Origin of the sequence: Clostridium sp. YIM B02500, from assembly GCF_022324665.1 — a bacterium.
Classification (GTDB): domain Bacteria; phylum Bacillota; class Clostridia; order Clostridiales; family Clostridiaceae; genus Clostridium; species Clostridium beijerinckii.
The window spans coordinates 32,618-58,595 of record NZ_JAKGTE010000001.1; the positions used below are offsets into that span (position 1 = coordinate 32,618).

Here is a 25,978-nt window from a genome sequence, read left to right on the forward strand (position 1 = left end):
TTAAAGTATAAATCATTATTACTAATTATCATAAGTTTAAAATTACTTATTATTATTAAATATTTTATAATTTCCTTAATTTATCGACGCTTAACAGCTTAATTAATCAAAGTTTATCTTATAATATTAAATACTACAATTAAACAGTTTTATAATTAATAAATTACACTAAACTTATATAATATTAAACTGGAAATATTTACGCATTAATATAAAAAGGATAAAAGCTAATTGTAAAATTCCCAATTTACATCAGAATTACATGCTTTTATCCAAAATAAAACTTATAATTTAAATAAACTACATTATTATATCTAATACATCTATTCTTATATTACATTATCAATACTTCATAATTAAAATCTCTTTAACAAAATAGTTTCTCTAATTTATTATTCTTTAAGTTAACTCCTATAACACATATCCTGCCTGTGTAATCAACATTTCCATAACGAATTTCATATTCTTCCGGAACTAAGTCAAAGTTAATCCATTTTCCCTCAATATCTTGAACAATACCTTTAGCACGTAAAATCTCTCCATACTCTTTTGATTGTATCAATTTTCTTAATTTATTATCTAATTCATTGTACTTATATTTTTTAGGAGTCTCTATTCCCCAGGTTACAAATACCTCATCTGCATGGTGATGCTCATGATGATGGCAATGACATTCATGAGTTTCATTATTATCTTCTTCATGATTGTAGCAGTGGCATTTATGAACTTTATCAGTGTGTTTATGCTTCTCATTATGATTGCAATTGCGGCTATGTTTCTCTAAACTTTCATTAGTCATCAACTCTTTTTCAAAAGAATTGCTCCCTTCAATTACACTTAAGATTTGTTTTCCACTTAATTCATCCCATGGAGTAGTAATAATTCTAGCTTTATTATTATGCTTTTTTATCTCTTTAACACATATATCTAATTTTTCGTCTGATAATTTTTGTGAACGGCTCAAAATAATGGCACTTGCATTTTCAATTTGATTATTAAAAAATTCTCCAAAATTATCTATATAGGTTTTATACTTAATCGAGTTCACTACTGTTGCAAAACTATTTAATGAGATATTATCATCTTCATTTATATTGGAAACCGCTTCTATTACATCAGATAGCTTACCTACCCCGGATGGTTCAATAATGATACGATCTGGCTTATATTTTTCTAAAGCATCTTTCAACGCACATTTAAAATCTCCAACTAAAGAGCAGCATATGCATCCTGAATTCATTTCCTTAATCTCAATCCCTGCATCTTTAAGAAAAACACCGTCTATTCCTATTTCTCCAAACTCATTTTCAATTAATAGAACTTTTTCCTTTATTAATTCTTCTTGTATAAGCTTCTTGATAAGTGTTGTTTTTCCTGCTCCAAGGAAACCTGAAATTATATCCACTTTTGTCATATAAAACTCATCTCCATATAATTATTTTCTTTACCATAAACAAAGTCACCCAAACTTTTCTTCATTTGTTCTTGCTCATTTTTATCAGCAACTTCTTTACATACTTCTATTCATCTTTTAGGCATCCATAGATTTCATCTAAATTGTATCTCATTGATTCCAAATAGCTCTTATCATCTTCTTTAGATTCTAATGTTAATATTGGTACTACTTTTGCACCTACTTCTTTTGCTAAAGTTTCTGAAACCTTAGGACTTGCAAGTGATTCTGAAAAAACAGTTTTTATATTACTTTCTTTACAAAAGCTAACCAAGTCTTCTAATTGTTTGGGTGTCGGTTCACCTTCAGCAAATAAATTTTCTACTGATTTCTGTGTTAACCTAAAATCTCTACATAAGTATCCAAAAGCAGCATGTCCTGTTATAAAGTTCTTTTTATTTAATGCTTCAAATTTAGGTTTGTATTCACCATATAGATTTTCTAATTCACCTTTGAATTTGCTGTAGTTTCCCTCGTAATAATCCTTATTCTTCTCATCCAATTTCACAAGAGTATTTTTTATATTTTCAGATTGTATTTCTGCATTTTTTAAACTTAACCAGCTATGAGGATCAATAGCATCTTCTTCTTTTCTAGCTTCTACACCTGTACTCGAATCTACAACAGGTATATTTTTATCTTTAATTACATCATTAACCTTATCTATCCAACTTTCCATTCCAAGTCCATTATAGATAAATGCATCACTTTTAGTTAATCCTTCAAGGTCTTGAGCCTTCGGATCATATTCATGGGGTTCCACGTTATTTGGAACTAAGCAAGTAACATCTGCCTTATCTCCAGCTATTTCTTCTGTAAATTCTTTTAATGGATAAATTGAAACTGTAATTTTTAATTTATCATCTTTTGTGTCTTTCGTATTTTCAGTCGTAGTTTTTGTATTAGCTCCGCAACCTATTAGCATAACACCAGTTAGTAAAGCTAAAATTCCTGAAATAATTTTCTTTTTCATATCTGCACCTCCATATGCATACGATTTGCATTTGCATTTAATAATATTACGCTTAACATTTAAATATGTCAATAATATCTAAAATCTAATATTAATTATTATTATTCATAAATCTTGCTATATTGCATATGGTACTAGTTATTACATTTTTCATTATAAAAAAATGTATCCCTCTAAAATCAACATTAGGCTTTTCTTTCTAATTACCGTAATATGTTTTATAAAAAAATTGAGCATAATACTTTTATTAAATGTTTCGTTAGAAACCACAATAAAAGTATTATGCTCATTTCAGTAATTCTATATTTAAATATAGTTTATATTAAAGTTCTTCTCCATTACTTTCTATTACTTTCTTATACCAATAAAAACTCCTTTTTCTTGATCTACTTAAGTCTCCATTTCCATCATTATCTTTATTAACATAAATAAATCCATATCTTTTTTTCATTTCTCCAGTTGATGCACTAACTAAATCAATACATCCCCAAGGAGTATATCCTATTAATTCTACTCCATCATTAACTGCTTCTTTCATCTCTTCAATATGTGCTCTTAAATAATCAATTCTATATTCATCATTAACTGATCCATCTTCTTCAACTTTATCCACAGCACCTAAACCATTTTCCACAACCATTAAAGGAATTTGATATCTATTATAAATATTATTTAATGTCCATCTTAATCCTTTAGGGTCAATTTGCCATCCCCAATCACTTGCTTTAAGATATGGATTCTTTACACCTCCAAGTATATTTCCAGATGTTCTTTCTAATTCTGGATCTGTGCTTGAACAGTTTGACATATAATAACTAAATGTATAGAAATCTACACAACCTTCCTTTAGAATTTGCTCATCATTTTCTTCCATCTTTATTTCTATATTATTCTCTCTAAAAAATCTCTTTGCAAAACCAGGATAAGCTCCTCTTACTTGAACATCAGAACATAAAAAATTATTCAAATTATCTCTTTCCTGAGCTAAAAGTACATCTTCTGGATTACATGTATAAGGATATGTTGTCATATATGCAATCATACATCCTACCTTAAAATCTTTATTAATTTGGTGTGCCAGTTTAACAGCTTTTGCGCTTGCAATGAATTGGTGATGAAGAGCTTGAAATCTTATTTGTCTACTATCGTCAATCTCTTTATTAAATTCAAGTTCACCACCTTTATCCAATAAAATTCCGCCACCCATAAATGTACCAAATGGCATTGTTAAACAATTTATTTCGTTGAATGTGAGCCAATATTTTACAACGTCCTTATATCTGTTAAATATTGTGTTACAATATCTAACATAACAATCAATAACTTCTCTACTTGCCCACCCGTTATACTTTTTAGTTAAACCAAAAGGTGTTTCATAATGAGATATTGTAACTAATGGCTCAATATTGTATTTTTTTAATTCTGCAAAAACATCATCATAGAATTTTAATCCTTCTTCATTTGGTTCTAGCTCATCACCATTCGTAAAAATTCTAGTCCAATTTATTGACATTCTAAAGGTCTTAAACCCCATCTCAGCAAACAATTTAATATCTTCTTTATAGTGATGATAAAAATCTATAGCTTCATGACTTGGATAATACGTTCCTTCTTCTAATTCTGGAGTTATTCTTCTTGGTGTAGTATGCGTACCACCTGTCATAACGTCTGATGTACTAAGGCCTTTTCCACCTTCTCTATACCCACCTTCAAATTGGTTTGCAGCGGTTGCTCCCCCCCATAAAAAATCCTTTGGTAATCCTTGAAATTTATTATTTAACATTTTTATCCCCACTTTCTTCAAAGAAATCATTTAGCAATCCTTGAAATTTATTATTAAACATTCTTTGTTCTTCTGATTTTGCAAAGTTTATTACTTATTTTTCTCTAGTTTTTCTATTCTTTCAGCAAATTGTGGTAAGTGTTTTTTATGTGCAAGTAACATTTCATCTAATAAATCTTTAGCAATTTGTCCACTTGGAACTAATGGATTTATTGTAAATGCATGAAGAGCTTTGTTGTAGTTCCCTGTAACTGCTGCTGAAATTGTTGTTTCTTCCATTCCCTTCATTATTTGAACCATACCTCTTGGTGCTGGGTCAAACTTTCCAAAATTAATCGGTTCTGGTCCATGAGACGTGATTGTACTTGAAACTTCTACTATAGAGTCATATGGAAGATCCTCTAATGCGCCATTATTCTTTGTGCTAACTACCATAGTTGTTCTCTTGTCATTGTAGATTGAAGCAATTAATTCACAGGCAGCATCGCTGTAGTGAGTTCCACCTCTCTTAGTCAATTGTTCTGGTTTATAGTCAAGCTTTGGATCTTTATATAGTTCGAACAATTCTGCCTCTGTTCTTTTTACAACCTCCGCTCTAGTTTCACCTTTTGAGTAACTTTCAAGTTCTTCCTTCAACATATCATCTGTAATATAGTAATACCTATGATACGGACAAGGTAATATTCCCAAGTCTTTAATCTGCTCATAGTTAAACTTGATATCTTTAATATTGGCAACTCCTGCATCTTTCTTTTCTTCTGCTAATAATGGATTGTACAATTTTTCAATTACTTCTGCAGTTTTTTCATTACCTTCCTTATCCCATACTCTATGCCAATGGAAATGATTTAATCCAGCAAACTTAAAGAATAATTCACTTGAAGGAACTCCAAGCATCTTTGCATCATCTTCTATACAGTTGATTGGAACATTGCATAATCCAACAGTTCTGTCCCATCCGCCATATTTTATAGCTGCTTCAGTCACCATTCCTGATGGATTTGTGAAGTTAACAATCCATGCACTAGGGCATAACTCTCTCATATCGTCTATTATGTCTAATATTACTGGAATTGTTCTAAATGCTTTAAACATTCCACCAGCACCGTTAGTCTCTTGTCCAATTATTCCATGGCTTAAAGGAATTCTTTCATCCTTTATTCTTGCATCTAAAAGTCCTACTCTAAATTGAGTCGACACAAAATCCGCATCCTTAAGGGCCTCTCTCCTATCTAAAGTTAAATTAACTTTCCAATCCAACCCTGCTGCCTTAACCATTCTTTGAGCCATTGCTCCAACTATTTCTAACTTCTCTTTTCCATCTTCAATATCTACAAGCCATATTTCTTTAATAGGCAATTCATCTTTCCTTTTTATAAAACCTTCAATTAATTCAGGAGTGTAACTTGATCCTCCACCAATAGTAACTATTTTGATTTTTTCTTTTTTCATTACTTATTTCCTCCCTTGATCTCGCCTCAGGCAAATTTTTAATTTAAGATATTTTCCTAATCTGAAAATTACTTGGATATAAAATACAAGAGCTACTTTCTTATAAAATATATAAGTAATCCTTTACCTAAAAGATATCACACCAAAAAGTAAAATACCTTATTTTTTCGGATTTAGTGACACATGCTACTATTTAGTTATTTGTTTTTTTATAAAACAGTTTGTTTCATAATATAGCTAATCTAACTACTTACTAGGAATCAATAAGCAAAGTAATGGGAATATTATACCTAAACAAATTTCAGTAATATTTAATATATATGTTGCAATTCACAATGCACATTTCACAATTACACCTAAAATTCTTGCAATACTTTTATAATTATGATGAAGAATTATTTTTGCAATATATATATAACATAAAATTAATAGATAATAAGAGTTATAATGAATTTATTCTCACCATGAATTCTTTTCCACAAGAAACTGATTTGAATCGAATTTTTAATAGATTATTATATCTTACATACTTTAATCAATCTTAAAATAATTATAAAAAGAAGGTGTACTATGGCAAAACAAATATTGTTATTAGATAATGTTCATAAATCTATAAAAAATAAAGAAATTGTTAAAGGCATTACCTTTTCAATTAATGAAGGTGAGGTTTTAGGTTTTCTTGGACCAAATGGTGCTGGAAAGTCTACCACTTTAAGAATGATTGTCGGCCTTTCTTCCCCTACTAGTGGAAAAATTTTAATCGATGGCTATTCAATTACTAAGGATTATGTTAAGGCTATGTCTAAAGTTGGATGTATTATAGAAGGTCCAGATATGTATAATTATTTAAGTGGTTTAGAAAATTTGAAGATGCTTGCTTCTATGAATAAAAATATTACTAATGAAGATATAACGAGAGTAATTGAACTTGTAGGAATGCAGAATAGAATAAATGAGAAAGTGTCTACTTATTCTTTGGGAATGAAACAAAGGTTAGGACTTGCGCAAGCTCTTATTCATAAGCCAAAGCTTCTTATATTAGATGAGCCTACAAATGGACTTGATCCTTCAGGAATAAATGAGTTTAGACATATTATTAAAGATCTTGCTAAAAAAGAAAATATTGCCGTTCTCGTTTCGAGCCATTTGATATCTGAGGTTGAATTAATGTGTGATACTGTTGCAATAATAAAAAGTGGTACTTTACTAAAATATGCTTCAGTCTCTGAACTTATAAGTGATAAGGAAGTTTCCTTTGTTCTAAGTGATAATTCAAAGGGAATTAAAATATTAAAAGACAAGTGGAATATTGATAGTTCACTAATAAATAATAAGATAATAGCAAAAGTTGATGTATCAAAAATTGAAAAAATTAATTCTTCGTTTATCGAAGAAGGAATAGCAATAAAGTTCGTAAGTATAAATCAGAGAACTTTGGAAGATCTTTTTTTATCACTTACAGAAAGTAACTCTATTGTTAGTTAAGGAGGTGTATATATTGCTAGTATTAGTTAAAAATGAAGTTAATAAAATATTATATAGGCGGAAACTTCTACTTATTAGTGCTATAATCCTAATTTTAGTTTCGCTTTTTGCATATGGCCAAAATTATCAATATCAAAACACTTTGAATAAGTATTTAAAGACAACTACTCAAAGTGGCGATATTCCTTGGCAGTCATTGCAAAAACAACAAATTCAGGACCTAAAAAATAGGCTTAATAGACCTGATACCCCTGACGAAAGTAAGCCCTCAATTAATATTCAAATTCAGCAAAACCAGTATTATTTAGATAACAACATAAATCCAATTACTCCAAGTGCTGCAAAATTTTCAGTTAAGCTAATGGAACAGTCCATATCAGTATTACTACCTTTACTAATAATTCTATTGGCTGGGGATAGCGTATGTGGAGAATTTTCTGCTAAAACTATAAAAGTACTGCTAACAAGAGCTGTTCCTCGATGGAAGATATTACTTAGTAAATATATAGCACTTCTAATCATGTTTTCTATAGTAATTCTAGAGATGGCTCTATTTTCAATTTTAATTTCTGGTTTATTTTTTAATAACTGGGGATTTAACGAGCCTGTAGCTACAGGTTTTAGCTCTGCTTCCGGAACCTTAGATGTTTCCAATGTAATCAAAGTAACCGAATTGCAATATTTAATTCTCGTATACTCTCTTGGATGGTTTGTATCAATTGTTATCGGTACAATTTCATTTATGATTTCAGTTTTAGTAAGAAATACGGCTACCTCTATAGGTATAATGATGGCTACATTAGTTGGGGGAGGCTTTCTTAGATTGTTTCTAAATGATTGGCCTTCAATAAAGTACTTTTTTGCCATCAATCTAAACTTACCTCAGTATCTTACAGGATCATATACTCCAATAAGTGGAATGTCATTAAGTTTTAGCACTTTAGTACTTCTAGCTTGGGCCATAGGTGCCTTTATTGTTAGTTTTGTTGTGTTTTTAAAACAAGATGTATTAGTTTAAAAAGGAGGGATTTAAAATGTTTAAAAATATAAAATGGAAATTTATTTTATTGCTATCCATAGTTTCCACCATAACCTTAGTTACCGGATTTATATCAGCATTATCAATAAGTTCTCGCCCTCCTAAAGAGATATCAGATAAGGAATCTGAACAACCTAAGAGTGAAGAATTAGATCAAAATTATTACAACATATTAGTTCTTGGTGACTCCCTTGCTAAAGGAACTGGAGATGAAAAAGGACTTGGCTTTTCAGGCTATTTTTCAGAATACTGGAAAACTAAAGTTTCAAAGGAGATTAAAATAAATAATCTTGCCATAAACGGGGATGTATCTAATGGGCTTTTAAATGCAGTTCAAGAGTCACAAACATTAGCTGACATTAAAGGATCAAACATGATATTTATATCTATAGGTGGCAATGAAATAAGTAAGCTTAAAAATACAGATATAAGCTCATCCACAACAAAGATAAAAGATATTCAAGATACTTATTTAGCCAATCTAAAATCTATTTTTAATATAATAAGGACCAATAATCCGTCATCTATGGTAGTTTTCATTGGCTTGTATAACCCATTCGGAAAAGATCTTACATCTGATAAGGTAAGCATATTAAATGAATGGAATTATCAAAGTCAACAGCTTTTATCATTAGATTCAAATGCGCTTTTTATTCCAACATATGATCTTTTCAAATACAACTTACAAGATTATCTAGCTGCTGATAATTTTCATCCCAATAGCACCGGTTATCAAGCTATTTCTGACAGAATAATTGAAGCTTTAAAAAATTATAAGTAATATATTAAATAAAGCTGCCTAGTCTGATAAGTATTTTCTGACTGGAGCAGCTTCATAATATACTATAAAAATTTATACTAGCTTGATATCAACTTCTAAAGGAGATATTCCAACAAGCCGAACGCTTCTACTATCTGGTTGTGATATACCAGCAAATAATTTGAACCTTTTGCTATCTAATATCCTTTCTCCATCATCATTTACCACTTCAAATGATGATTTCTTGATTTTCATTTTTACAATCTTGCTTTCTCCTATTTTCAACCCAACACGTTTAAATCCTGCTAGACTATGATTCCTAACAGCATGTTTAGATTCAATATCTTTTATATAACATTGCACAACTTCTTCTATGTCAAAATTTCCTGTATTAGTTATCTTTACGCTTACCTCTACATCCTCAAAATCACTTTCTACATCTGGTACATGCAATTCTGATAATTTTACAGTAGAATAAGTTAATCCATATCCAAATGGATATAAGCTTTCACAAGACATATAGCGATATGTCCTATCTTTCATTGAATAATCTATAAATTCTGGTAAATCCTTAGTATTTCTATAAAATGTAATAGGTAACTTTCCACTTGGTGAACACTTTCCAAATATTAAGTCAGCTACAGCTCTGCCACCTCTACTTCCAGGATACCAAGCATCTAATATAGCTGAACACTTATCCTCTGCATTATTAAATGTCAATGCACTTCCTGCGCCAATAACTAATATAACAGGTGTACCTGTTTCTATTATTTTCTCTAATAATTCTTGCTGCCTTCCTGGTAAATTTAAGCTTGCTTTATCACCAGCTCCTTCACTATTACCTGCATCTCCTTGCTCACCTTCAATTGTAGAATCTAATCCGAGGCATAGAATTGCAACATCTGATCTTTCTGCTATTGATATTGCTTCTTTTAATCTATCATTAGGTTCTGCTAATTCTTCAACTCTGTCTCTAAATAAATGACAACCTTCAGAATAATATACTCTTACATCTTCTCCTACGGCTTCATGTATTCCCTCCAACACAGTTATATATCTAGATGCAGTTCCTGAATAATTACCTTTAAGCATGATCTGACTATCAGCATTAGGGCCAATAACAGCAATTGATTTTAAGTTATTTTTATTTAATGGTAATATTCCATTATTCTTTAATAAAACCATTGAATTTCTAGCTGCTTTTAATGATAATTCATTATGTTCTTTACAATCATTTAACTCATATGGTATTTTGTTATATTCACACTCTTCATCAAACATTCCCAATCTTATTCTTGTTGCCATTAATCTTTCTGCTGCTGTTGTTATATCTTCTTCTGTTACTAATCCCTCTTTATAGGCAAGCAATAATTGAAGATACACATTACCACAATTTAAATCACATCCATTTTTCATAGCTAATGCTGCTGATTCTGTAGCAGTGCTTGTCACCCTATGATGCAAATGAAAATCAGCAATTGCCCAACAATCGGATACTACATGACCTTTAAAGTTCCATTTTCCCCTTAATATATCTCTTAATAAAGTTTTACTTCCACAACAAGGTTCACCATTTGTACGATTATACGCCCCCATTACGGCCTCTACATCACCTTCTTTGACACAAGCTTCAAAAGCAGGGAGGTAAGTCTCATATAAATCCTTTTTACTTACAACTGCATCAAATTCATGCCTTAATCCTTCTGGTCCACTATGAACAGCGAAATGTTTTGCACATGCTGCCGCTTTTAAATATTTGCCTTCTCCTTGAAGTCCTTTTACAAAGGCCACGCCCAATCTAGATGTTAAATATGGATCTTCACCGTAGGTTTCATGACCACGACCCCATCTAGGATCTCTAAAAATATTAACATTTGGTGACCAAAAAGTTATTCCCTTATAGATGTCTCTATCATCTTTTTTGCTGTTTTCATTATACTTTGCTCTGCCTTCTGTTGAGATAACTTTTGCAATGTCATTCAATAACTCATCGTCAAACATAGCAGCTAATCCTATGGCTTGTGGAAATACTGTTGCTGTGCCTGCTCTCGCTACTCCATGCAATCCCTCATTCCACCAATTATATCTAGGTATATTTAATCTTTTTACAGCTGATGATTTATAAGTTAATTGTTCTGCTTTTTCTTCTAGCGTCATTTTCCCTACTAATTCTTTTGCTTTTTCTAACGCATATTCATGAGTAATTCTTTTTTCCTCGACCATATTACACATCTCCTAAAATAATCATAATATTTATTCTAACTTTTTTTAATTATAAGACTAAACAACTAATGTATTGAAAGAATGTGGCTGAATATTAAAGCTATAATCTTCGCCATTAGCACTAAATGTAACTTCTTGTAATTCATCAAATGGATTTAATAATTCTAATACAACACTTCCATCTGGATTCTCAAAAGCCAGAGCATTTCCTGCAAAGTCCCCTTTTAAGCCTTTCATTGTTGCTCCTTGTTTTATATATTTCGAAAAATGTCTCATTAGATAATACTCTGGATTATATTTAACATCATTATCTTTTGTCACCGTAATAAGTGAATTTTGTTTCCATCCCCAAGTGCTTATTCCCTCTTCTTCAAGTACCATATTCCAATAGGTATAGGCGCTTACTCCATTTATAAAGTATGTCCACATTAAATTGAATACATATTCAGCATATTCCCAGCTATTTTTTCCTTCTCCACATTCATTTTCTGTCTGTATCAATTTCATTTCTGGATAAGCAATTTTTGTCTGCAGCAAAGCATGCTTTCCTCCCCATTGATATCCAACACCCTTTATATATCTTTTTGCATCTTTATCACTTAGTACAGTGTTAGCAAAATTATTATATTGACCAAATTGCCAATTTTCATCTCCATAATCATCATAAGGAGAATTTAATGTTCCAAGCCATATCTCAGCATCAAGTTTATTCTCTTCAAATAATGGCCCGATGTATTCTTTTATAAAATCACGTAATTGTTTTCCTGACCAAACACATGATGGAAACTTCTGATCTGCTATAGGTTCATTTTGTATGTGTACCTGATTAATTTTAATACCCTCTTTTTGGTATTCTTCAATGAATTTCTTAAAGTAAAGAGCATATGCTTTTAGATTTTTCTCCTCCCATATTAATGTTCCGAAATTGTATACTTCCGGGAACTTCATCCAAGTTGGGGGGCTCCATGGAGAAGCAAATAAATTAAGCTCCCCACTATATTTTTCTGCTTCTTTAATGTACGGAATCAAGCATTCTTTGTCTCTTTCAATGCTAAAATTCTTCATTCCATAATCGCCCTTAGTTTCATTTAGACTGTACCAGCTTTCTGCATAATCATTTGCTCCAATTGGCAATCTGCAATAAGTAAAATTACATTCCTCTGGATCAAATAGATTTCTAAGCACCTCTTCTTTCTTATCATTTGGAATCTTTTTTAATGCTATATATCCTAACTCATTAAAACATCCACCAAATCCATCAATAGTTTGATAAGATTCTCCATTTAGCTCTAATGTATGGTACGATTTATCTTTACTAATATTTATAGTACTGCTTACTAAGCGATCAGTCTTTGTTGTTGAAATCAAAGTTGCTTTCCTCATTATAACTTCCTCCTTTTTCTCTAAATTCAGTTGGTGACATTCCTGTCTGTTTTTTAAAAGCTAAAGAGAAATAATTTGTATCCTTATATCCCACTAAAGTTGCTATTTTACCTGTTTTCATACTAGTTGTTTCTAATAAGGATTTAGCCTTCTGTATTCGTTTACGTATAATGTAGTTATTACAGCCTTCTCCTGTACTATGTTTAAATAGCTTTGAAAAATAGGTTGGAGTTAAATAAAGCATTTCCGCTATACTATATACTGAAATGTCTTCATTTAAATGGTCATTAATATATTGTTTTGCTTTTCTTATAATTTCATGGCTTTCTCCAATATCAGTCTGAAGTATTTGTATTATGAAATCTCGTGTAATTCTCAACGCATCACTTCTACTACAATTTTTTAATGAAATTAATAAAGAATTTAACTTATTATCTGATATATCTCCTTTTTCCATTGCATAGGAAAAATATATTCCTCCTCCAATATCAAAACATGTTTTCTTAACTAATGATGTCGATAAATTATAAAACTCTATAGCCTCTGAATAAGCCTCATAAATACTCATTACTTTCTCAAGGTCATCTATATTATCTATCATATTCTTCTTAAATTCCTGGACTCTCTCGTTAAATAAAGTCAAACGTATTTCTCTAGGTTCTTTCGTTATGATTTTCCCATATGTGCTCTTATTATTTAATAAAACACATGCGTCGTTATATGAAATATTGATCTTATTAAATCCTCCTACAACGCTTCCAAGAATTACTTTAGGATTAATATCATACTCATTTTTCAAATACTCAATTAAATGTTGTACTCTTAATGTTACTTCTTCTAACTCTTCTCTTATAAATATGGCGATTACTATATTTTTATTTTTGTCCTCAAATGTAATCCCTTGTTTCTTAGAATCAAATAATTCAATGCAAATATTTTTAATAGATAAATTTAATAATTCAAAATGTTGTTTCCAAGCTAAATTATCATCTATAATTGGACATACCAAAGCAATTTGAAGCATCTCTTCCTTATCATAAGAATACTCCCTCAATACTTTTTTAAATTCACTTGTCTTCACTCGTTCATAAAGTAAATTTTGCATAATCTGTTCAAGCTTTAATTGTTCTGTTACACCTTGTATCCTGCTATTTATCTTTTGCTCATGGCTTAAAGTTTTCTCATGCTCTAAATCTTCTATTAATCTTTCGATAGCATTCTCAAGTTCTATCTCATCTACTGGCTTTAAGAGATAATCCTCCACCTGCATCTTGCAGCATTTTTGAGCATATTCAAAATTATCATATCCTGTTAAAACAATAATTTTTAACCTAGGATTTAGATAATTCATCTTTTCTACTAAAGATAATCCATTCATCTCAGTCATACATATATCTGTAATCATGATATCAAATGCTTCTTCTTCCATGATTTTTAAAGCTTCAATTCCTGAGGATGCCATTTTAACAGTATCTATCTTGAGTTTCTCCCAAGGAATCACACTACATATTCCTTTTCTAATCATTTCCTCATCATCTACAACTATAGCTTTATACATTAATTATTCTCTCCTTTAGGTAATATAATATCTACCGTAGTTCCACCATGTTCATTTTTCTTGTAGTATAATCCATACCCACTACCAAATAATATTTCAATTCGCTTATGAACATTCCTTAAGCCATATCCAGTTTTTTCATCAAATACTGATATAGAGCTATTTATTTCATCAATTTGTTCTTGTCTCATTCCAACTCCATTATCAGCAACTGATATAACTATCTTGTTATTTATTTCTCTTGCGGTAACTAATATCTTACCTTTATACCCATCTTTCACCCTTATTCCATGATAAATGGAATTTTCTATTAAAGGTTGAAGTGTAAGCTTGGGTATTAGTACATTTTTGAAATTCTCATCTACATTTATTTCACACTCAGCAATGCCACTATATCTCATATTTTGTATGATCAAATAATTTTCTACATTTTCTAGTTCTTGCGAAATAGGAATAACATCTTTCCCTCTACTTAGACATAATCTATAATAATTAGCTAACGCTTTCACCATTTTTGATACATCTTTATTTCCATCAGATAAAGCCTGCCAATGTATACACTCTAGTGTGTTATATAAAAAATGTGGTTTAATTTGAGATTGCAGTCTGTTTAATTCGATTTGCTTAATCTCAGATTGCTCCTTTTTTATCCTATACATAAGTATATTAATTTCTTCAATCATGATATTAAAGCCACTTGCTAGTTGCCTAAAATCTTTGCCATCATAATCATGTTCCATTCTAACTTCGAGATTTCCCATCGAAACCTCTCTCATCTTTCTTACAATGTCATCCATTGGCTTATATAAGTTATTGCTTAATTTATAGCAAGCTATACTAATTAATACTCCGGCACCTATTACTAAAGCTATTATTAAAATTATTACTGCATTGGTATCCCTTAACATTGACCTTGTGGGTATCTCACCAACCATATACCAATCCCAATTATCAAGCTTCTCATAAATAACCATCTTATCTTCAACTTTTTGTTGGCCACTTTTTCCTTGTAATACGCTTTTATAAGGACTTTCTGTTCCAATCAGAGATTTATCTTCATTAGATATAATAACTCCATCTTTATCTGTTAAATATGTTTGTACTTTTAACCCTTTATCCAAATTAGAGTAAAATTCTTTTATACTTTTTTCTCCAATTCCTATTACTAAAAATCCAGTATATTTATTAAAATTGTATTTATCATTGATCGGTTGATATATATTTAGTACATATTGATCTGGATAAAATACTTTTTTCTTCATGCTTATCTTACAGTTACCAAACTTTGTGCCTATAGCATCTTGATAATCTTTTAAAGTTTGAGTCCTGAAATCGCTGCTTGTCCAAGACTCTCCAACATATATTAACTCTGGGCCATCAAATTTCACCAATCCAATATAATCTATATAACTGTTTGTATTCAAGAGATATCTTACTGACGAATATGCATCACTTGTATCTTTGTTATAATTCTTTGAAGTCAACCTATTATTCATTAAGAATTCTTTAACCCTACTGTCTCCTGTAATCATATTCGATGTCTCAATAATATTTTTTAATGTTATATTTAAAATATCCGTTATTGTTTCAAACTGTCCTTGCACTAATCCACTGGATTTTTCAGTAATTTGCTTTCCTGCTAATTGATAAACAGCAAAAATTACAAAACTATTAGTAATTAAGACTGCCAATATAAAAAATGTAGTAATCTTCTGATTAAATTTCATTTTAGATAGCTTATTTATAACTTTTCTCAATTCCTTATACATACCTGTATCCCTTTTTGTAATTCTTATATATAAGAATTAATACCCACCATAAATATATTATTAACCTTTGACGGCTCCTGCCATCATACCCTTTATTAATTTATCTTGTCCAAAAATAAATGCTATGATCATTGGTAACATAGAAATAGTTAATACCGACATAATCATTGGAACATTCATTGTATATTGACCTTGATATTCCCAAATAGCAAGTGGTAATGTTCTATTAGGTAATGTTTGAGTTAAAACTAATGCAAAACTGAATTCATTCCATATAGCAACACCATTATAAATTGCTAAAGTTGCTAGCCCTGGCTTCACTAATGGAAGCATAACATTTGAAAAGATTTTATATTTATTGCACCCATCTATCTCAGCTGCTTCTTCTAATTCCCTAGGAATTGCCTGCATAAATGTAACTAATATAAATACTGAGATTGGCAAATTAAAAGCCACATATGGGCCTATTAATGCCCAAGGACTATCATACAATCCCATCTTAGTAGTCATCAAAAATATTGGAAGTAGTGTTACGTGAACTGGTACTGACATGCATGCTACTATTATAGCATATATTGGTTTATTTAACTTAAATTTGAATCTAGATAATGGATAAGATGCACATGCACTTAAGAATAGTAAAATTACTAGCGACACTATAAGTACTAATATACTGTTTTTAAAGTAAATAAATATGTTTCCTTTGAATACGTCAATGAAATTCTTTAAATATAAACTTTTTGGTAAATCGAATACACTTCCCATAAGCATCTCAAATTGCTGTTTGAATCCTGCTAATAACATAAATATAAAAGGAACTATTGTAATTAAAAGCCATGCTATTGCTAGTATTCCAACGATAGCTTTTATAGATAATTTTTTTATTAATGAATTCTGCTTCATAATAGTCAATCTTCCTTTCTATTTAATGTTTTAATTGTGATTAATGATATTATTGTTATAAGAATAAACATTCCTGAAGCAATTGCTGAACCATATCCCATTCTTTGAGATAAAAACGCATTCTTATACATATAAGTTGCCATAAGTTCTGACGCGTTACCTGGTCCTCCACCTGTCATAACATATATAAGATCAAAATATTTTAATGATCCAACCATTGATAATACAATTGCACTTTTAATAGCTGGTTTCATAAGTGGAAGTGCTATTTTCCAAAAATACTGACTTTTTTTTGCTCCATCAATTATTGCTGCTTCATATAAATCTGATGGTATTCCACTATATGCAGCCAAAAAATACACCATATAGAAGGGAATAAATTGCCAGCAAATAGCTATTGTGATGGTTAATAGTGCTGTCTTAGGGTTACCTAATAAGTCTACTGAATGCCCACCTAATAACTTTGATATTCCTGATACTATACCAGAATTTGCATCTAATGCGTACTTAAATAAATAACCAATTGCAACAGATGACATTAACATTGGTATAAACCAAATTACTTTAAATATATTAAATTTTTTCCCACCAAAATCTAAAAATGTTGCAAGAGCAAGACCTATTGGTAATTGGACAGCTATAGATAGAACCATAATAACAATATTATTTAGAAACGCTTTTCTAAAAATTTGGTCAGCAATAAGTTCTTTCCAGTTATTTAATCCTACAAATACCTTATTTGATGCAAATCCATTCCAATTATAGCAACTTAAATTAAAAGAGTAGACAATTGGATATGCTATATATATTATTAAGAATAAAAATGCTGGCACAAGAAATATAATTGCTGCATTTCTCGTTGACGCGGCACGTCTTTTAGCTAAACTATTAGTTTGTGATTGCACTTTTTCTCTCTCTCCTTTATATAATTATTGAGCTGTTACAAAATTAATTCCACCGCATAAGTTCAACTTCTGCATTTGACTTATAATATAAACATATTTACATCTCTGATATATCATATTTGTACTCCTTTTTCAGAAATCATAAATGCTTTGCACATTCTCATTCAAAGATAAGCTATAACTCAAATCTAAATTTGCAATTGTTTATATATAATAGAATTTTTATTTTGCAACAGCTTTTACATTATTTTTTAATGCTGCTATAATTATTTATTTTTTGCCTTATATGAATCCATAGCAGATTGTAGTTCCTTATCTGCATCTTGTGGAGTCTTAGTTAGCCCAAATATTTCTTGGCAAGTTGATTTGTGTACTTCTGCAACTTCTGCTGGTAAGTATTGGTCATACCATAATTGAACTCCTTTTGCTTGGTTAACTGTGTCTAAGATTTTTTGTGTTAATGCATCGTCTGGTTTGAAATCTTTAAGTGGAATAATCTTACCTAATTTCTTACGATCTTGTAATGCTTGATCATCTAATAAAGATTGAATTAATTTAAAAGCACCTTCTTTATCTTTACATGTTTCTGAAATTGAATATAAGTTATCTCCAACTGTTCCTGCACAAAGCGATTGATCTTCTTTTGAACCGTCTAATGCTGGGAATGGGAAGAATCCTAATTTACTCATAAAGTCTGGATTTTCACCAAGTACTGTACCTGTGAACCATGAACCCATTAAATCCATAGCTGCATCACCTTTGTATAATGCTTGTCTAGCTTGACCACTATCATCATCCATACCATTGAATCCATCTATAAAGTAACCTTTTTTAACCCAATCTTGAATTTTGCTTCCAGCAAATTCAAATGCAGGGTTTTCAAATTTTCCTTTTCCTGATGCTGCATCTGCGAATGCATTTAACCCACCAAAACGAGTTGCTAAGTACATATAATACATAGATCCTGTCCATTTTGTAGCATTAGCTAAAGCAAATGGCGCTACTCCGTTTGCTTTTAACTTATCACATGCAGCTTCTAATTCAGAAATAGTTTTTGGCTCTTGTATTCCATATTTAGCAAAAACATCTTTGTTATAGAAGAAACCTGCTACGGATACGTTTTCAACTGGAACGGCATAAATTTTTCCATTGTATGAACATTGATTAATTCCAGCATCTATAAATTTATCTTTGTAGTTATCTTTGTTCATGAATTCTGTAAGATCAGCAATTTTATTTGAATTTACATAATCAATTAATCCTGATCCTCCCCATTGAATAAATACATCTGGAGTCTGATTTGAACTCATTGCCATAGATAATTTCTGTTTGTAGGAATCATTAACCTGATCAACAACTTCTACGTCATATTGTGGGTTAGCTTCCATAAATCTTTTAACTGATGCTTTAATTGCATCTGCTGCTGTTGATGTTTGGATATGCCATAATGTCAATTTTGTCTTTCCTGAAGCAGATCCACTGCTTGTCTGTGAAGTGCTGTTTCCGCAGCCAATCATTGATGCAGAAACCATAGTTACTGTCATTATGATTGATGCTATCCTTTTCAAATTCTTATTCATATACCTTTCTACCCCCTAGAATTTTCATATATTTGATATACTTATATATTAGCATTGATAACGTTTAATAAAAATTGAATAATTTGTCTTTTAGATATAATTTTATATCCTATTATAATTTTTCTTTATTAAACGCATAAATAACCTCCATTTTAAATAGTTCTCTAAAATACTATCTAAATAATGAAGGCATTTATATTTTTATTCATATATTAAATTTTTATAAATTGAGGCTGAAAGCTGGAGGGGAACCTGCCTTCAGCCTTTGAAATATATTATCTCAAAAACAAAGATAGATAAAAAAACTGCCAAGAATATTTATCTATAACCCTTTGATTCTGGTAAATATCCAATACTATTTGAAAGGATTTTCAGTTTTATAAAGCATACCTTTTGGTTGGTTGAATCCAACTTCTTTAACACCTAAATATCTAAATAAGTTGTAAACAGCTTTTCCAAAGTGTCCAAATGCAACTGCTCCATGATGAGGATATCTGCCTTCTACTAATACGTGACGATAAAATCTTCCCATTTCAGGAATTGCAAATACTCCTATAGCTCCAAATGAACGAGTTGCAACTGGTAATACTTCACCTTCTGCTACATAAGCTGTAAGTTCTGCATCTGCATTACTTTGTAATCTGAAGAATGTAATATCTCCTGGTACTATGTCTCCTTCAAGTGTTCCTCTAGTTATATTTGGTTCTTGATTTGGTTCAAGAGCTCTTGCCATAATCATTTGGTTTTTCATTGTTCCACATGTTAATTTACAAGCTGCTGTATTACCACAGTGGAATGCCATAAATGTATCATTTAATGAATAGTTAAATTTACCTTTAATTTCTGATTCATACATATCAGCTGGAACTGTATTGTTTATATCAAGTAATGTTACAACATCTTGGCTTATGCAAGTTCCGATGTATTCACTTAATGCACCATAAATATCAACTTCACATGATACTGGAATTCCCATAGCTGTTAGACGGCTGTTTACATAACATGGTACAAATCCAAATTGTGTTTGGAATGAAGGCCAGCATTTATTTGCAAATACAATGTATTCTCTTGAACCTTTATGTTCTTCCATCCAGTCTAATAATGTAATTTCATATTGAGCAAGCTTTGGTAAGATACCAGGCATTTTATTTCCTTCACCTAATTCTTTTTCCATGCTAGCTATAATGTCTGGAATTCTTGGATCATCTTTATGATCATTAAATGCAGCAAATAAATCTAGTTCTGAGTTTTCTTCTATTTCAACACCTAAATTGTATAATTGTTTAATAGGTGCATTACAAGCTAAGAAATCTTGAGGTCTTGGACCAAAAGAAATTATCTTTAAGTTCTTTAATCCTAATAATGCAGTAGCAACTGGTACAAATTCAGAAATCATTCCTGCAACTTCTGGTGCTGTTCCTACTGGATATTCTGGAATGTATGCTTTAATGTTTCTTAGAGCTAAATTGTAGCTTGCATTTAACATTCCGCAATATGCATCTCCACGTCCGCCTATTAAATTATCTCCGCTTTCTTCTGAAGCAGCTGCAAACATAACTGGCCCATCAAATTCTTTAGCAAGTAAAGTTTCTGAAGTTTCAGGACCAAAGTTTCCTAAATATACAACTAATGCGTTTACTCCAGCTTCTTTAACTTCAGCTAAAGCTTTTCTCATATCTTTTTCATTTTCAACAGTTGTTTGACATTCAAAAATTTCTCCATTAAAAGCTTCTACTACTGCTTTTCTTCTATTTTCTGATAATTCCATTGGGAAACAATCTCTACTTACTGCAACAATTCCTAATTTTACTTGTGGTATATTATTCATTTTTAACTCCTCCATTTTTTATGAATTTTAAATTCTTATAATCAGATCTTGACAAATTTTACGAAGTATATTATTCGATATTTTAATGCTACAAATTAGATTTATTAAGTTAGGTATTAATTAATATCCTATTCCTAAATAATTGAATCTAGCTATTATTTTACATAGCCTGTCCGAGTTTTAAATTTAGCTTTAGTACTTGTTAATGTTTCACTTTAAATATATTTTAAAATAACTTTTTAAATGTTGTTTGATAAGTCTATAATAAAGCTTTTATATTAATTAGTCAATACCTTTTTGTATACATTTTCATAATTAATTTTTCTAATAGTTATATACTGTAAAATGCATAAATTTTTATCTATTTATTCAATTGCTGTAATATGTAAACTTTGATATAATAATATATGTTAATGTTTTCACTTTGAATTTAGTAGGAGTGATTCGGTATGAATAAAATTAAAAAAGCTTTTAATAAAGATAAACAATCCTTCATAAGTAAATCATTCAAATTAAACGAAAAATTCAGAAACTATTCTATAAGTAAAAAAATAGATACAACCTTTAATTTTATACTTATATTTACACTATTGAGTATGGTTATATCTATAGGTGTACTACTATCATTATCTGCTAGAACTTTTTCTCTATATAATGGTCCTTATCATATTTCTCAAGCATTATCCGATATTAGGCTTGCATTTCAGGTTTCCGATACAAATATTTCTAGAGCTGTAATAGAAAATAGTCCTAAAAATAAGGAAGACTTTATAAGAAATTCCGATGAAGCTCTTGAAGAACTCACCAGTAAGATAGACTTATTGAAGCAAAATACAAGTGATAAATCTGCTATTGATCAACTTACTAAAAATTTAAGTATTGCTGATACCTATAGAAAAGAACTATGCAATTCAATCAAAAATAATGATCCTAAAAGTACAATAACTTCTAAGTTGGATACATATAGCTTTCAAATAGATATTGTTGAAAATTATATTTCTCAATTATACGAATCTTCTAAAGAAAATGCACAAACATTTGTAAATGAATCCATTCTTTATAGAAATCTGGCTACCGTAATTCTTGTTTTAATAATTATATTTTTAATACTCATTCCAAGATCTCTAGGTAAAACTTTAAAATCCTCTATATTTGAAGGAATAAATAATGTAAAAAAAGTTTCTACAAATTTATCAAATGGAATATTAAACATAGATAATGAATATTCTTCAAAAGATGAAATGGGTGATATGTTCAATGATTTAAAGAAATCTATAGATATGCTGAAATTATATATTAAAGATATAACATATACATTAGAGGAATTATCAAATAGAAATTTAGATATTAACAAAATGGAATCAGTTCATTACATTGGGGATTTTGCGCCAATACAAAAATCTTTAGATGAAATTATAGCTAACTTAAATTCTAGCTTTTTAGATATAGATAAATCAATTGATTTTACTGCAAATAGTGCGAAAGAAATTTCTTCAATTACAAAGGTACTTTCCGAGGGAGCCTCTAATCAAGCTAGTGCAGTGCAAGAACTTCAGGGAAACTTTAATATAATACTTGATCAAGTAAAAAAGAATACAAATAACTCTGAAAAAGCTTATAATTATTACAATGAAACAACAAAGATTGTTGCTGATGGAAATAATAAAATGAAACAATTAATGGAATCTATAAACGAGATTGCTACTGCCTCCAATGAAATCTCAGCAATTATAAATACAATTCAGTCAATATCTGAACAAACTAACTTATTAGCTTTAAATGCAGCTATAGAAGCTGCCAGAGCAGGCGATGCTGGAAAGGGTTTCGCCGTTGTTGCTGATGAGGTACGAAAATTAGCTGAACAATCCTCTAATTCTGTTAAAAATATTACTCAAATAATAAAGAACTCATTAAACACTGTATCTAAAGGCGAATTGATAGCAAATGAAACTGGTATAGCCTTAAATAGCATTGTCGAAAATGTTGAATTTACTTCAGAGTTAGTAAAGGAAATAGCTACTGCTTCTGAAGAGCAAACAAGTGCAATATCAAAAATGACTTTAAAAGTGGATATTATATCAGATATTGTCCAAACTAACCTAGCAACAGCAGAGGAAACATCAGCATCTATTGAAGAATTAGCATCTCACTCGCAAATTATGCATGAGCAAATTTCTGAATTCAAATTACAACATTGATATAAATAAGCCTCCATATAAATAGTCTTTGAAAATAACTATTTTATATGGAGGCTATTTATTATAGCAAAAGTAATAATAATTTAGCTTTAATTAAATTACGACTATTAATTTTTAAAAATGTTCTTGATTTAATCTATATTAAATTTCAATTTTATGCATTTTGTGCTGCCTGTTCATTTTTAAAGTTTAAAGCATCTTGTTTCTTAAAGAATGGGTAGTAAATAACAAATGATATTGCCATAATTACTAATTGCAATAACGCCATTTTCCATCCACCTAATATAAGTCCTGCTATTATTGGTGGTGTTGTCCATGGAACTAATACTCCAGTAAATAATGGAACTAACCCTGTATACATTGCAAAATAAGTTATTAACCCTGTAACCATTGGAGTAAGTATAAATGGTATTGCCATAAATGGATTCATTACTATTGGCGTTCCAAATGAAACTGGTTCATTTATATTGAAGAATCCTGGTACTATAGCTAATTTACCTAATTCTTTGCTTTGTGCTGATTTCGCAAACAATAACATACATATTACAAGTCCTATTGTTACACCTGAACCTGTCATACCAATCATATTATCTAAAAATTGTTGTGTTACTATATGACCGCCATTAGCTACTGTAAGTGCTCTTCCACTATTAACTATAGCTTGGTTTTCCATTGCATTTGATGTTAGTATTCCTGTCATTATACCACTTATAATTGATGATCCATGTACTCCGAACCACCATAAGAATGGGATTATAAATGTCATAACAATAACTCCGCCTAGAGAATCTGTCATTCCTTGTAATGGTGTTTGTATTAACTTATATATTAGTTCTATAAATGTTGTATTCATTCCATACTTAAGAATACTATAAAGTATTGTTGCTCCAAGTACTATAACTGCTGCTGGTATTAATGATGCAAATGAGTTTGCAACCCCTTGTGGTACACCAGCTGGCATTTTAATTGTAATCTTCCTTTTCATGAACCATGAGTAAATTGCGCCTACAACTAAACCAATAATAATTGCTGTAACCATTCCTTTTCCACCAGCAAATTCTTTACTAATAACATCGCTTACTTTTTCTCCGCCCTTAGTCATCACATAAGAATTAGTTGTTAATAAAAATACTACAAATGATATTATTCCTGCAGATAGAGGTTCATGTCCCTCGTTTTTCGCATAGGTATATGCTATACCTATTGCCGCAATAAATGCAATTATTGAGAATGTAGCTCCATAAGCTTGAAATAATGGCTCTGTCCATCCCGGTCCAAGCTGACTAGCCATCCAATCGTTAAATGGCTGATATGGTATTTGTGCAAGTAATAAAAATACTGATCCTACCATAATAAAAGGTAATGTAAATAAAATACCGTCTTTTAATGCTATAACACCTTTTAGGTTAACAAACTTCATAACTACTGGTATAACCTTTTCATTTAGGGTATTTCCAATTGACATAATGATTCCTCCTTAATTAAATATAATATGATAGTCAGAATATATAATAATAAATATGTTAGGCTTAATATTATCTTTTATATTAAAGTTACAACTTTCCATATAGCCTGCTAATATCTTAAATAACTATATAGAACTTTGTACAATAATTCAGTTTTACATTACATTTTTCTATATAAATTCAGTTCTTATTTATTAGCTAAATTTAGTGCAAATTCTAGCACTTTTGCTCCATTCATCATTCCATAATCAACCATTGGTATTACATCCACTGGAATTCCAAGTGGTTCACATATCTTTTTTGCTTTTCCTAATGTATATCCAACTTGTGGCCCTAATAGCGCAACGTTTACATTTTCTAGATGTTTATCCATTTGTCCTTCTGGAAAAGCTTCTATATCTACTTCTACACCTTTGACCTTAGCTGCATCCTTCATTTTACTAACTAAAAGACTTGTTGACATTCCTGCTGCGCAAAATAATCTAATTTTCATCATAGTTGATTCCTCCTTAAATATATATAGTTTATTAAAATAAGAATTATAGTTGTTGATTAATTAAATTTATATCTCTTTTATTGTTTTACTAATGTATTTATAATTTTCCTTAATTCCATTATTTGTTCAATTAAATTCTTTTCAGTTATTGCTGTCATTAAATGATCTTGTGCATGTACAAATAAAACCGATATATCAACTTTTTCTCCATTAGCTTCTTTATGAAGAAACATTGTCTGACCTTCATGAGCTTTAGCTAATGCATCATTTGCTAATTGCATTTCTTTTTCAGCTTCCTTATAATTTCCTTCGTTTACATTATTAAGAGCCATATAAGCATGATTTTTGCAGTCTCCAGCGTTTATTATAATATTCATGATTGCTAATTCTAATTCTTCCATTTTGCTCTCTCCTTTTAATACTTTTTGTTTTTACACTTTATATTAATTTTGTTTTGTTTTTCTTATGCTTATATATAAAGCAATAACCGTGCCAAGTTTCTGATGCAGAAATAAAAATGTGATTATGAGTTCAATCGTAGCATTTATGCACTTTTGAGGATAATAAAACACTTTAAAAACAATTATTATGTGTTTTACTTTTTCACAATTTTTTTAAAACAAATGGTCAATGTGTTTTATTTTGTGTATTTATTATATGTTTTATACCCAATTTTTTAGCTATTATAGATTCAAGAAAATATTTTGCACTAAATTATAAAACT

Annotated in this window: 19 protein-coding genes; 4 read left to right on the plus strand and 15 right to left on the minus strand. The window is 30.1% G+C overall.

Translation table 11 applies throughout. From position 1 onward, the window contains the following. Window positions 1-367: 367 nt before the first annotated feature. The 4 genes from L1S46_RS00120 to L1S46_RS00135 all read right to left on the minus strand — a co-directional run bounded on the left by L1S46_RS00120 (window position 368) and on the right by L1S46_RS00135 (window position 5,661). Window positions 368-1,414 (minus strand): CobW family GTP-binding protein, encoded by a 1,047-nt coding sequence (locus L1S46_RS00120; RefSeq protein ID WP_238858791.1) that lies wholly within the window; start codon window positions 1,412-1,414, stop codon window positions 368-370. A 106-nt stretch (window positions 1,415-1,520) separates the two neighbouring features. Continuing rightward, on the minus strand, window positions 1,521-2,426 hold the full coding sequence (locus L1S46_RS00125; RefSeq protein WP_238858790.1) for a zinc ABC transporter substrate-binding protein: 906 nt from the start codon (window positions 2,424-2,426) through the stop codon (window positions 1,521-1,523). Window positions 2,427-2,748: 322 nt separating this feature from the next. Next, a complete protein-coding gene (locus L1S46_RS00130; protein ID WP_238858789.1) occupies window positions 2,749-4,209 on the minus strand; it encodes a 6-phospho-beta-glucosidase in 1,461 nt (486 codons plus the stop codon). Between the two features lie 90 nt (window positions 4,210-4,299). Next, a complete protein-coding gene (locus tag L1S46_RS00135) occupies window positions 4,300-5,661 on the minus strand; it encodes a 6-phospho-beta-glucosidase (protein ID WP_238858788.1) in 1,362 nt (453 codons plus the stop codon). Window positions 5,662-6,231: 570 nt separating this feature from the next. Between L1S46_RS00135 and L1S46_RS00140 the strand changes: the two genes are divergently transcribed. The 3 genes from L1S46_RS00140 to L1S46_RS00150 are packed head-to-tail and all read left to right on the plus strand — an operon-like array spanning window position 6,232 to window position 8,966. Next, window positions 6,232-7,146 (plus strand): ABC transporter ATP-binding protein, encoded by a 915-nt coding sequence (locus tag L1S46_RS00140; protein WP_238858787.1) that lies wholly within the window; start codon window positions 6,232-6,234, stop codon window positions 7,144-7,146. Between the two features lie 13 nt (window positions 7,147-7,159). Continuing rightward, on the plus strand, window positions 7,160-8,164 hold the full coding sequence (locus L1S46_RS00145; protein WP_238858786.1) for an ABC transporter permease: 1,005 nt from the start codon (window positions 7,160-7,162) through the stop codon (window positions 8,162-8,164). A gap of 16 nt (window positions 8,165-8,180) precedes the next feature. Then, on the plus strand, window positions 8,181-8,966 hold the full coding sequence (locus tag L1S46_RS00150) for an SGNH/GDSL hydrolase family protein (protein WP_238858785.1): 786 nt from the start codon (window positions 8,181-8,183) through the stop codon (window positions 8,964-8,966). A 72-nt stretch (window positions 8,967-9,038) separates the two neighbouring features. On the opposite strand, the gene L1S46_RS00155 is transcribed toward L1S46_RS00150, so the two are convergent. The 8 genes from L1S46_RS00155 to L1S46_RS00190 all read right to left on the minus strand — a co-directional run bounded on the left by L1S46_RS00155 (window position 9,039) and on the right by L1S46_RS00190 (window position 21,094). Then, window positions 9,039-11,168 carry a glycoside hydrolase family 3 C-terminal domain-containing protein gene (locus L1S46_RS00155; RefSeq protein ID WP_238898752.1) on the minus strand — a complete coding sequence of 710 codons (2,130 nt, stop codon included), beginning with the start codon at window positions 11,166-11,168 and terminating at the stop codon, window positions 9,039-9,041. 57 nt (window positions 11,169-11,225) lie between these two features. After that, the gene (locus L1S46_RS00160; protein ID WP_238898754.1) at window positions 11,226-12,551 is read right to left on the minus strand and encodes a glycoside hydrolase family 30 protein; all 1,326 of its coding nucleotides are present in this window, start codon (window positions 12,549-12,551) and stop codon (window positions 11,226-11,228) included. Then, entirely contained in the window at window positions 12,514-14,109 is a 1,596-nt protein-coding gene (locus L1S46_RS00165) for a response regulator (protein WP_238858782.1), read from the minus strand. Before L1S46_RS00165 ends, L1S46_RS00160 begins: the two co-directional genes overlap by 38 nt. Beyond that, window positions 14,109-15,878: a sensor histidine kinase gene (locus L1S46_RS00170; protein WP_012060831.1), complete on the minus strand. Its 1,770-nt coding sequence runs from the start codon at window positions 15,876-15,878 to the stop codon at window positions 14,109-14,111. The genes L1S46_RS00165 and L1S46_RS00170 overlap by 1 nt, the downstream gene beginning before the upstream one ends. Window positions 15,879-15,938: 60 nt before the next feature. Further along, window positions 15,939-16,781 (minus strand): carbohydrate ABC transporter permease, encoded by an 843-nt coding sequence (locus L1S46_RS00175; protein WP_023975926.1) that lies wholly within the window; start codon window positions 16,779-16,781, stop codon window positions 15,939-15,941. 5 nt (window positions 16,782-16,786) lie between these two features. After that, window positions 16,787-17,686, minus strand: coding sequence for a sugar ABC transporter permease (locus L1S46_RS00180; RefSeq protein WP_012060833.1), 900 nt, complete (start codon window positions 17,684-17,686; stop codon window positions 16,787-16,789). A 266-nt stretch (window positions 17,687-17,952) separates the two neighbouring features. Next, the gene (locus tag L1S46_RS00185) at window positions 17,953-19,266 is read right to left on the minus strand and encodes an extracellular solute-binding protein (RefSeq protein WP_017209824.1); all 1,314 of its coding nucleotides are present in this window, start codon (window positions 19,264-19,266) and stop codon (window positions 17,953-17,955) included. A 355-nt stretch (window positions 19,267-19,621) separates the two neighbouring features. Further along, window positions 19,622-21,094, minus strand: coding sequence for an L-fucose/L-arabinose isomerase family protein (locus L1S46_RS00190; protein ID WP_238858781.1), 1,473 nt, complete (start codon window positions 21,092-21,094; stop codon window positions 19,622-19,624). Between the two features lie 449 nt (window positions 21,095-21,543). Between L1S46_RS00190 and L1S46_RS00195 the strand changes: the two genes are divergently transcribed. Next, window positions 21,544-23,292 (plus strand): methyl-accepting chemotaxis protein, encoded by a 1,749-nt coding sequence (locus tag L1S46_RS00195; protein WP_238858780.1) that lies wholly within the window; start codon window positions 21,544-21,546, stop codon window positions 23,290-23,292. A gap of 154 nt (window positions 23,293-23,446) precedes the next feature. Here the strand turns inward: L1S46_RS00195 and L1S46_RS00200 are convergent, their stop codons facing one another. From L1S46_RS00200 to L1S46_RS00210, 3 genes are all read right to left on the minus strand, one after another. Continuing rightward, complete coding sequence (locus L1S46_RS00200; RefSeq protein ID WP_238858779.1) at window positions 23,447-24,757, minus strand: PTS sugar transporter subunit IIC; 1,311 nt, start codon at window positions 24,755-24,757, stop codon at window positions 23,447-23,449. Window positions 24,758-24,945: 188 nt separating this feature from the next. Beyond that, the gene (locus tag L1S46_RS00205) at window positions 24,946-25,254 is read right to left on the minus strand and encodes a PTS sugar transporter subunit IIB (protein WP_238858778.1); all 309 of its coding nucleotides are present in this window, start codon (window positions 25,252-25,254) and stop codon (window positions 24,946-24,948) included. A 77-nt stretch (window positions 25,255-25,331) separates the two neighbouring features. Then, window positions 25,332-25,655, minus strand: a complete 324-nt coding sequence (locus L1S46_RS00210; protein ID WP_238858777.1) for a PTS lactose/cellobiose transporter subunit IIA — start codon at window positions 25,653-25,655, stop codon at window positions 25,332-25,334. Between the last annotated feature and the right edge of the window lie 323 nt (window positions 25,656-25,978).

What these genes read in the sequence shown, in the direction of transcription:
- L1S46_RS00120 (WP_238858791.1), bottom strand. Translation starts at nt 1,414, where the DNA reads ATGACAAAAGTGGATATAATTTCAGGTTTCCTTGGAGCAGGAAAAACA.
- L1S46_RS00125 (WP_238858790.1), bottom strand. Translation starts at nt 2,426, where the DNA reads ATGAAAAAGAAAATTATTTCAGGAATTTTAGCTTTACTAACTGGTGTT.
- L1S46_RS00130 (WP_238858789.1), bottom strand. Translation starts at nt 4,209, where the DNA reads ATGTTAAATAATAAATTTCAAGGATTACCAAAGGATTTTTTATGGGGG.
- L1S46_RS00135 (WP_238858788.1), bottom strand. Translation starts at nt 5,661, where the DNA reads ATGAAAAAAGAAAAAATCAAAATAGTTACTATTGGTGGAGGATCAAGT.
- L1S46_RS00140 (WP_238858787.1), top strand. Translation starts at nt 6,232, where the DNA reads ATGGCAAAACAAATATTGTTATTAGATAATGTTCATAAATCTATAAAA.
- L1S46_RS00150 (WP_238858785.1), top strand. Translation starts at nt 8,181, where the DNA reads ATGTTTAAAAATATAAAATGGAAATTTATTTTATTGCTATCCATAGTT.
- L1S46_RS00155 (WP_238898752.1), bottom strand. Translation starts at nt 11,168, where the DNA reads ATGGTCGAGGAAAAAAGAATTACTCATGAATATGCGTTAGAAAAAGCA.
- L1S46_RS00160 (WP_238898754.1), bottom strand. Translation starts at nt 12,551, where the DNA reads ATGAGGAAAGCAACTTTGATTTCAACAACAAAGACTGATCGCTTAGTA.
- L1S46_RS00165 (WP_238858782.1), bottom strand. Translation starts at nt 14,109, where the DNA reads ATGTATAAAGCTATAGTTGTAGATGATGAGGAAATGATTAGAAAAGGA.
- L1S46_RS00170 (WP_012060831.1), bottom strand. Translation starts at nt 15,878, where the DNA reads ATGTATAAGGAATTGAGAAAAGTTATAAATAAGCTATCTAAAATGAAA.
- L1S46_RS00175 (WP_023975926.1), bottom strand. Translation starts at nt 16,781, where the DNA reads ATGAAGCAGAATTCATTAATAAAAAAATTATCTATAAAAGCTATCGTT.
- L1S46_RS00185 (WP_017209824.1), bottom strand. Translation starts at nt 19,266, where the DNA reads ATGAATAAGAATTTGAAAAGGATAGCATCAATCATAATGACAGTAACT.
- L1S46_RS00190 (WP_238858781.1), bottom strand. Translation starts at nt 21,094, where the DNA reads ATGAATAATATACCACAAGTAAAATTAGGAATTGTTGCAGTAAGTAGA.
- L1S46_RS00195 (WP_238858780.1), top strand. Translation starts at nt 21,544, where the DNA reads ATGAATAAAATTAAAAAAGCTTTTAATAAAGATAAACAATCCTTCATA.
- L1S46_RS00200 (WP_238858779.1), bottom strand. Translation starts at nt 24,757, where the DNA reads ATGTCAATTGGAAATACCCTAAATGAAAAGGTTATACCAGTAGTTATG.
- L1S46_RS00205 (WP_238858778.1), bottom strand. Translation starts at nt 25,254, where the DNA reads ATGATGAAAATTAGATTATTTTGCGCAGCAGGAATGTCAACAAGTCTT.
- L1S46_RS00210 (WP_238858777.1), bottom strand. Translation starts at nt 25,655, where the DNA reads ATGGAAGAATTAGAATTAGCAATCATGAATATTATAATAAACGCTGGA.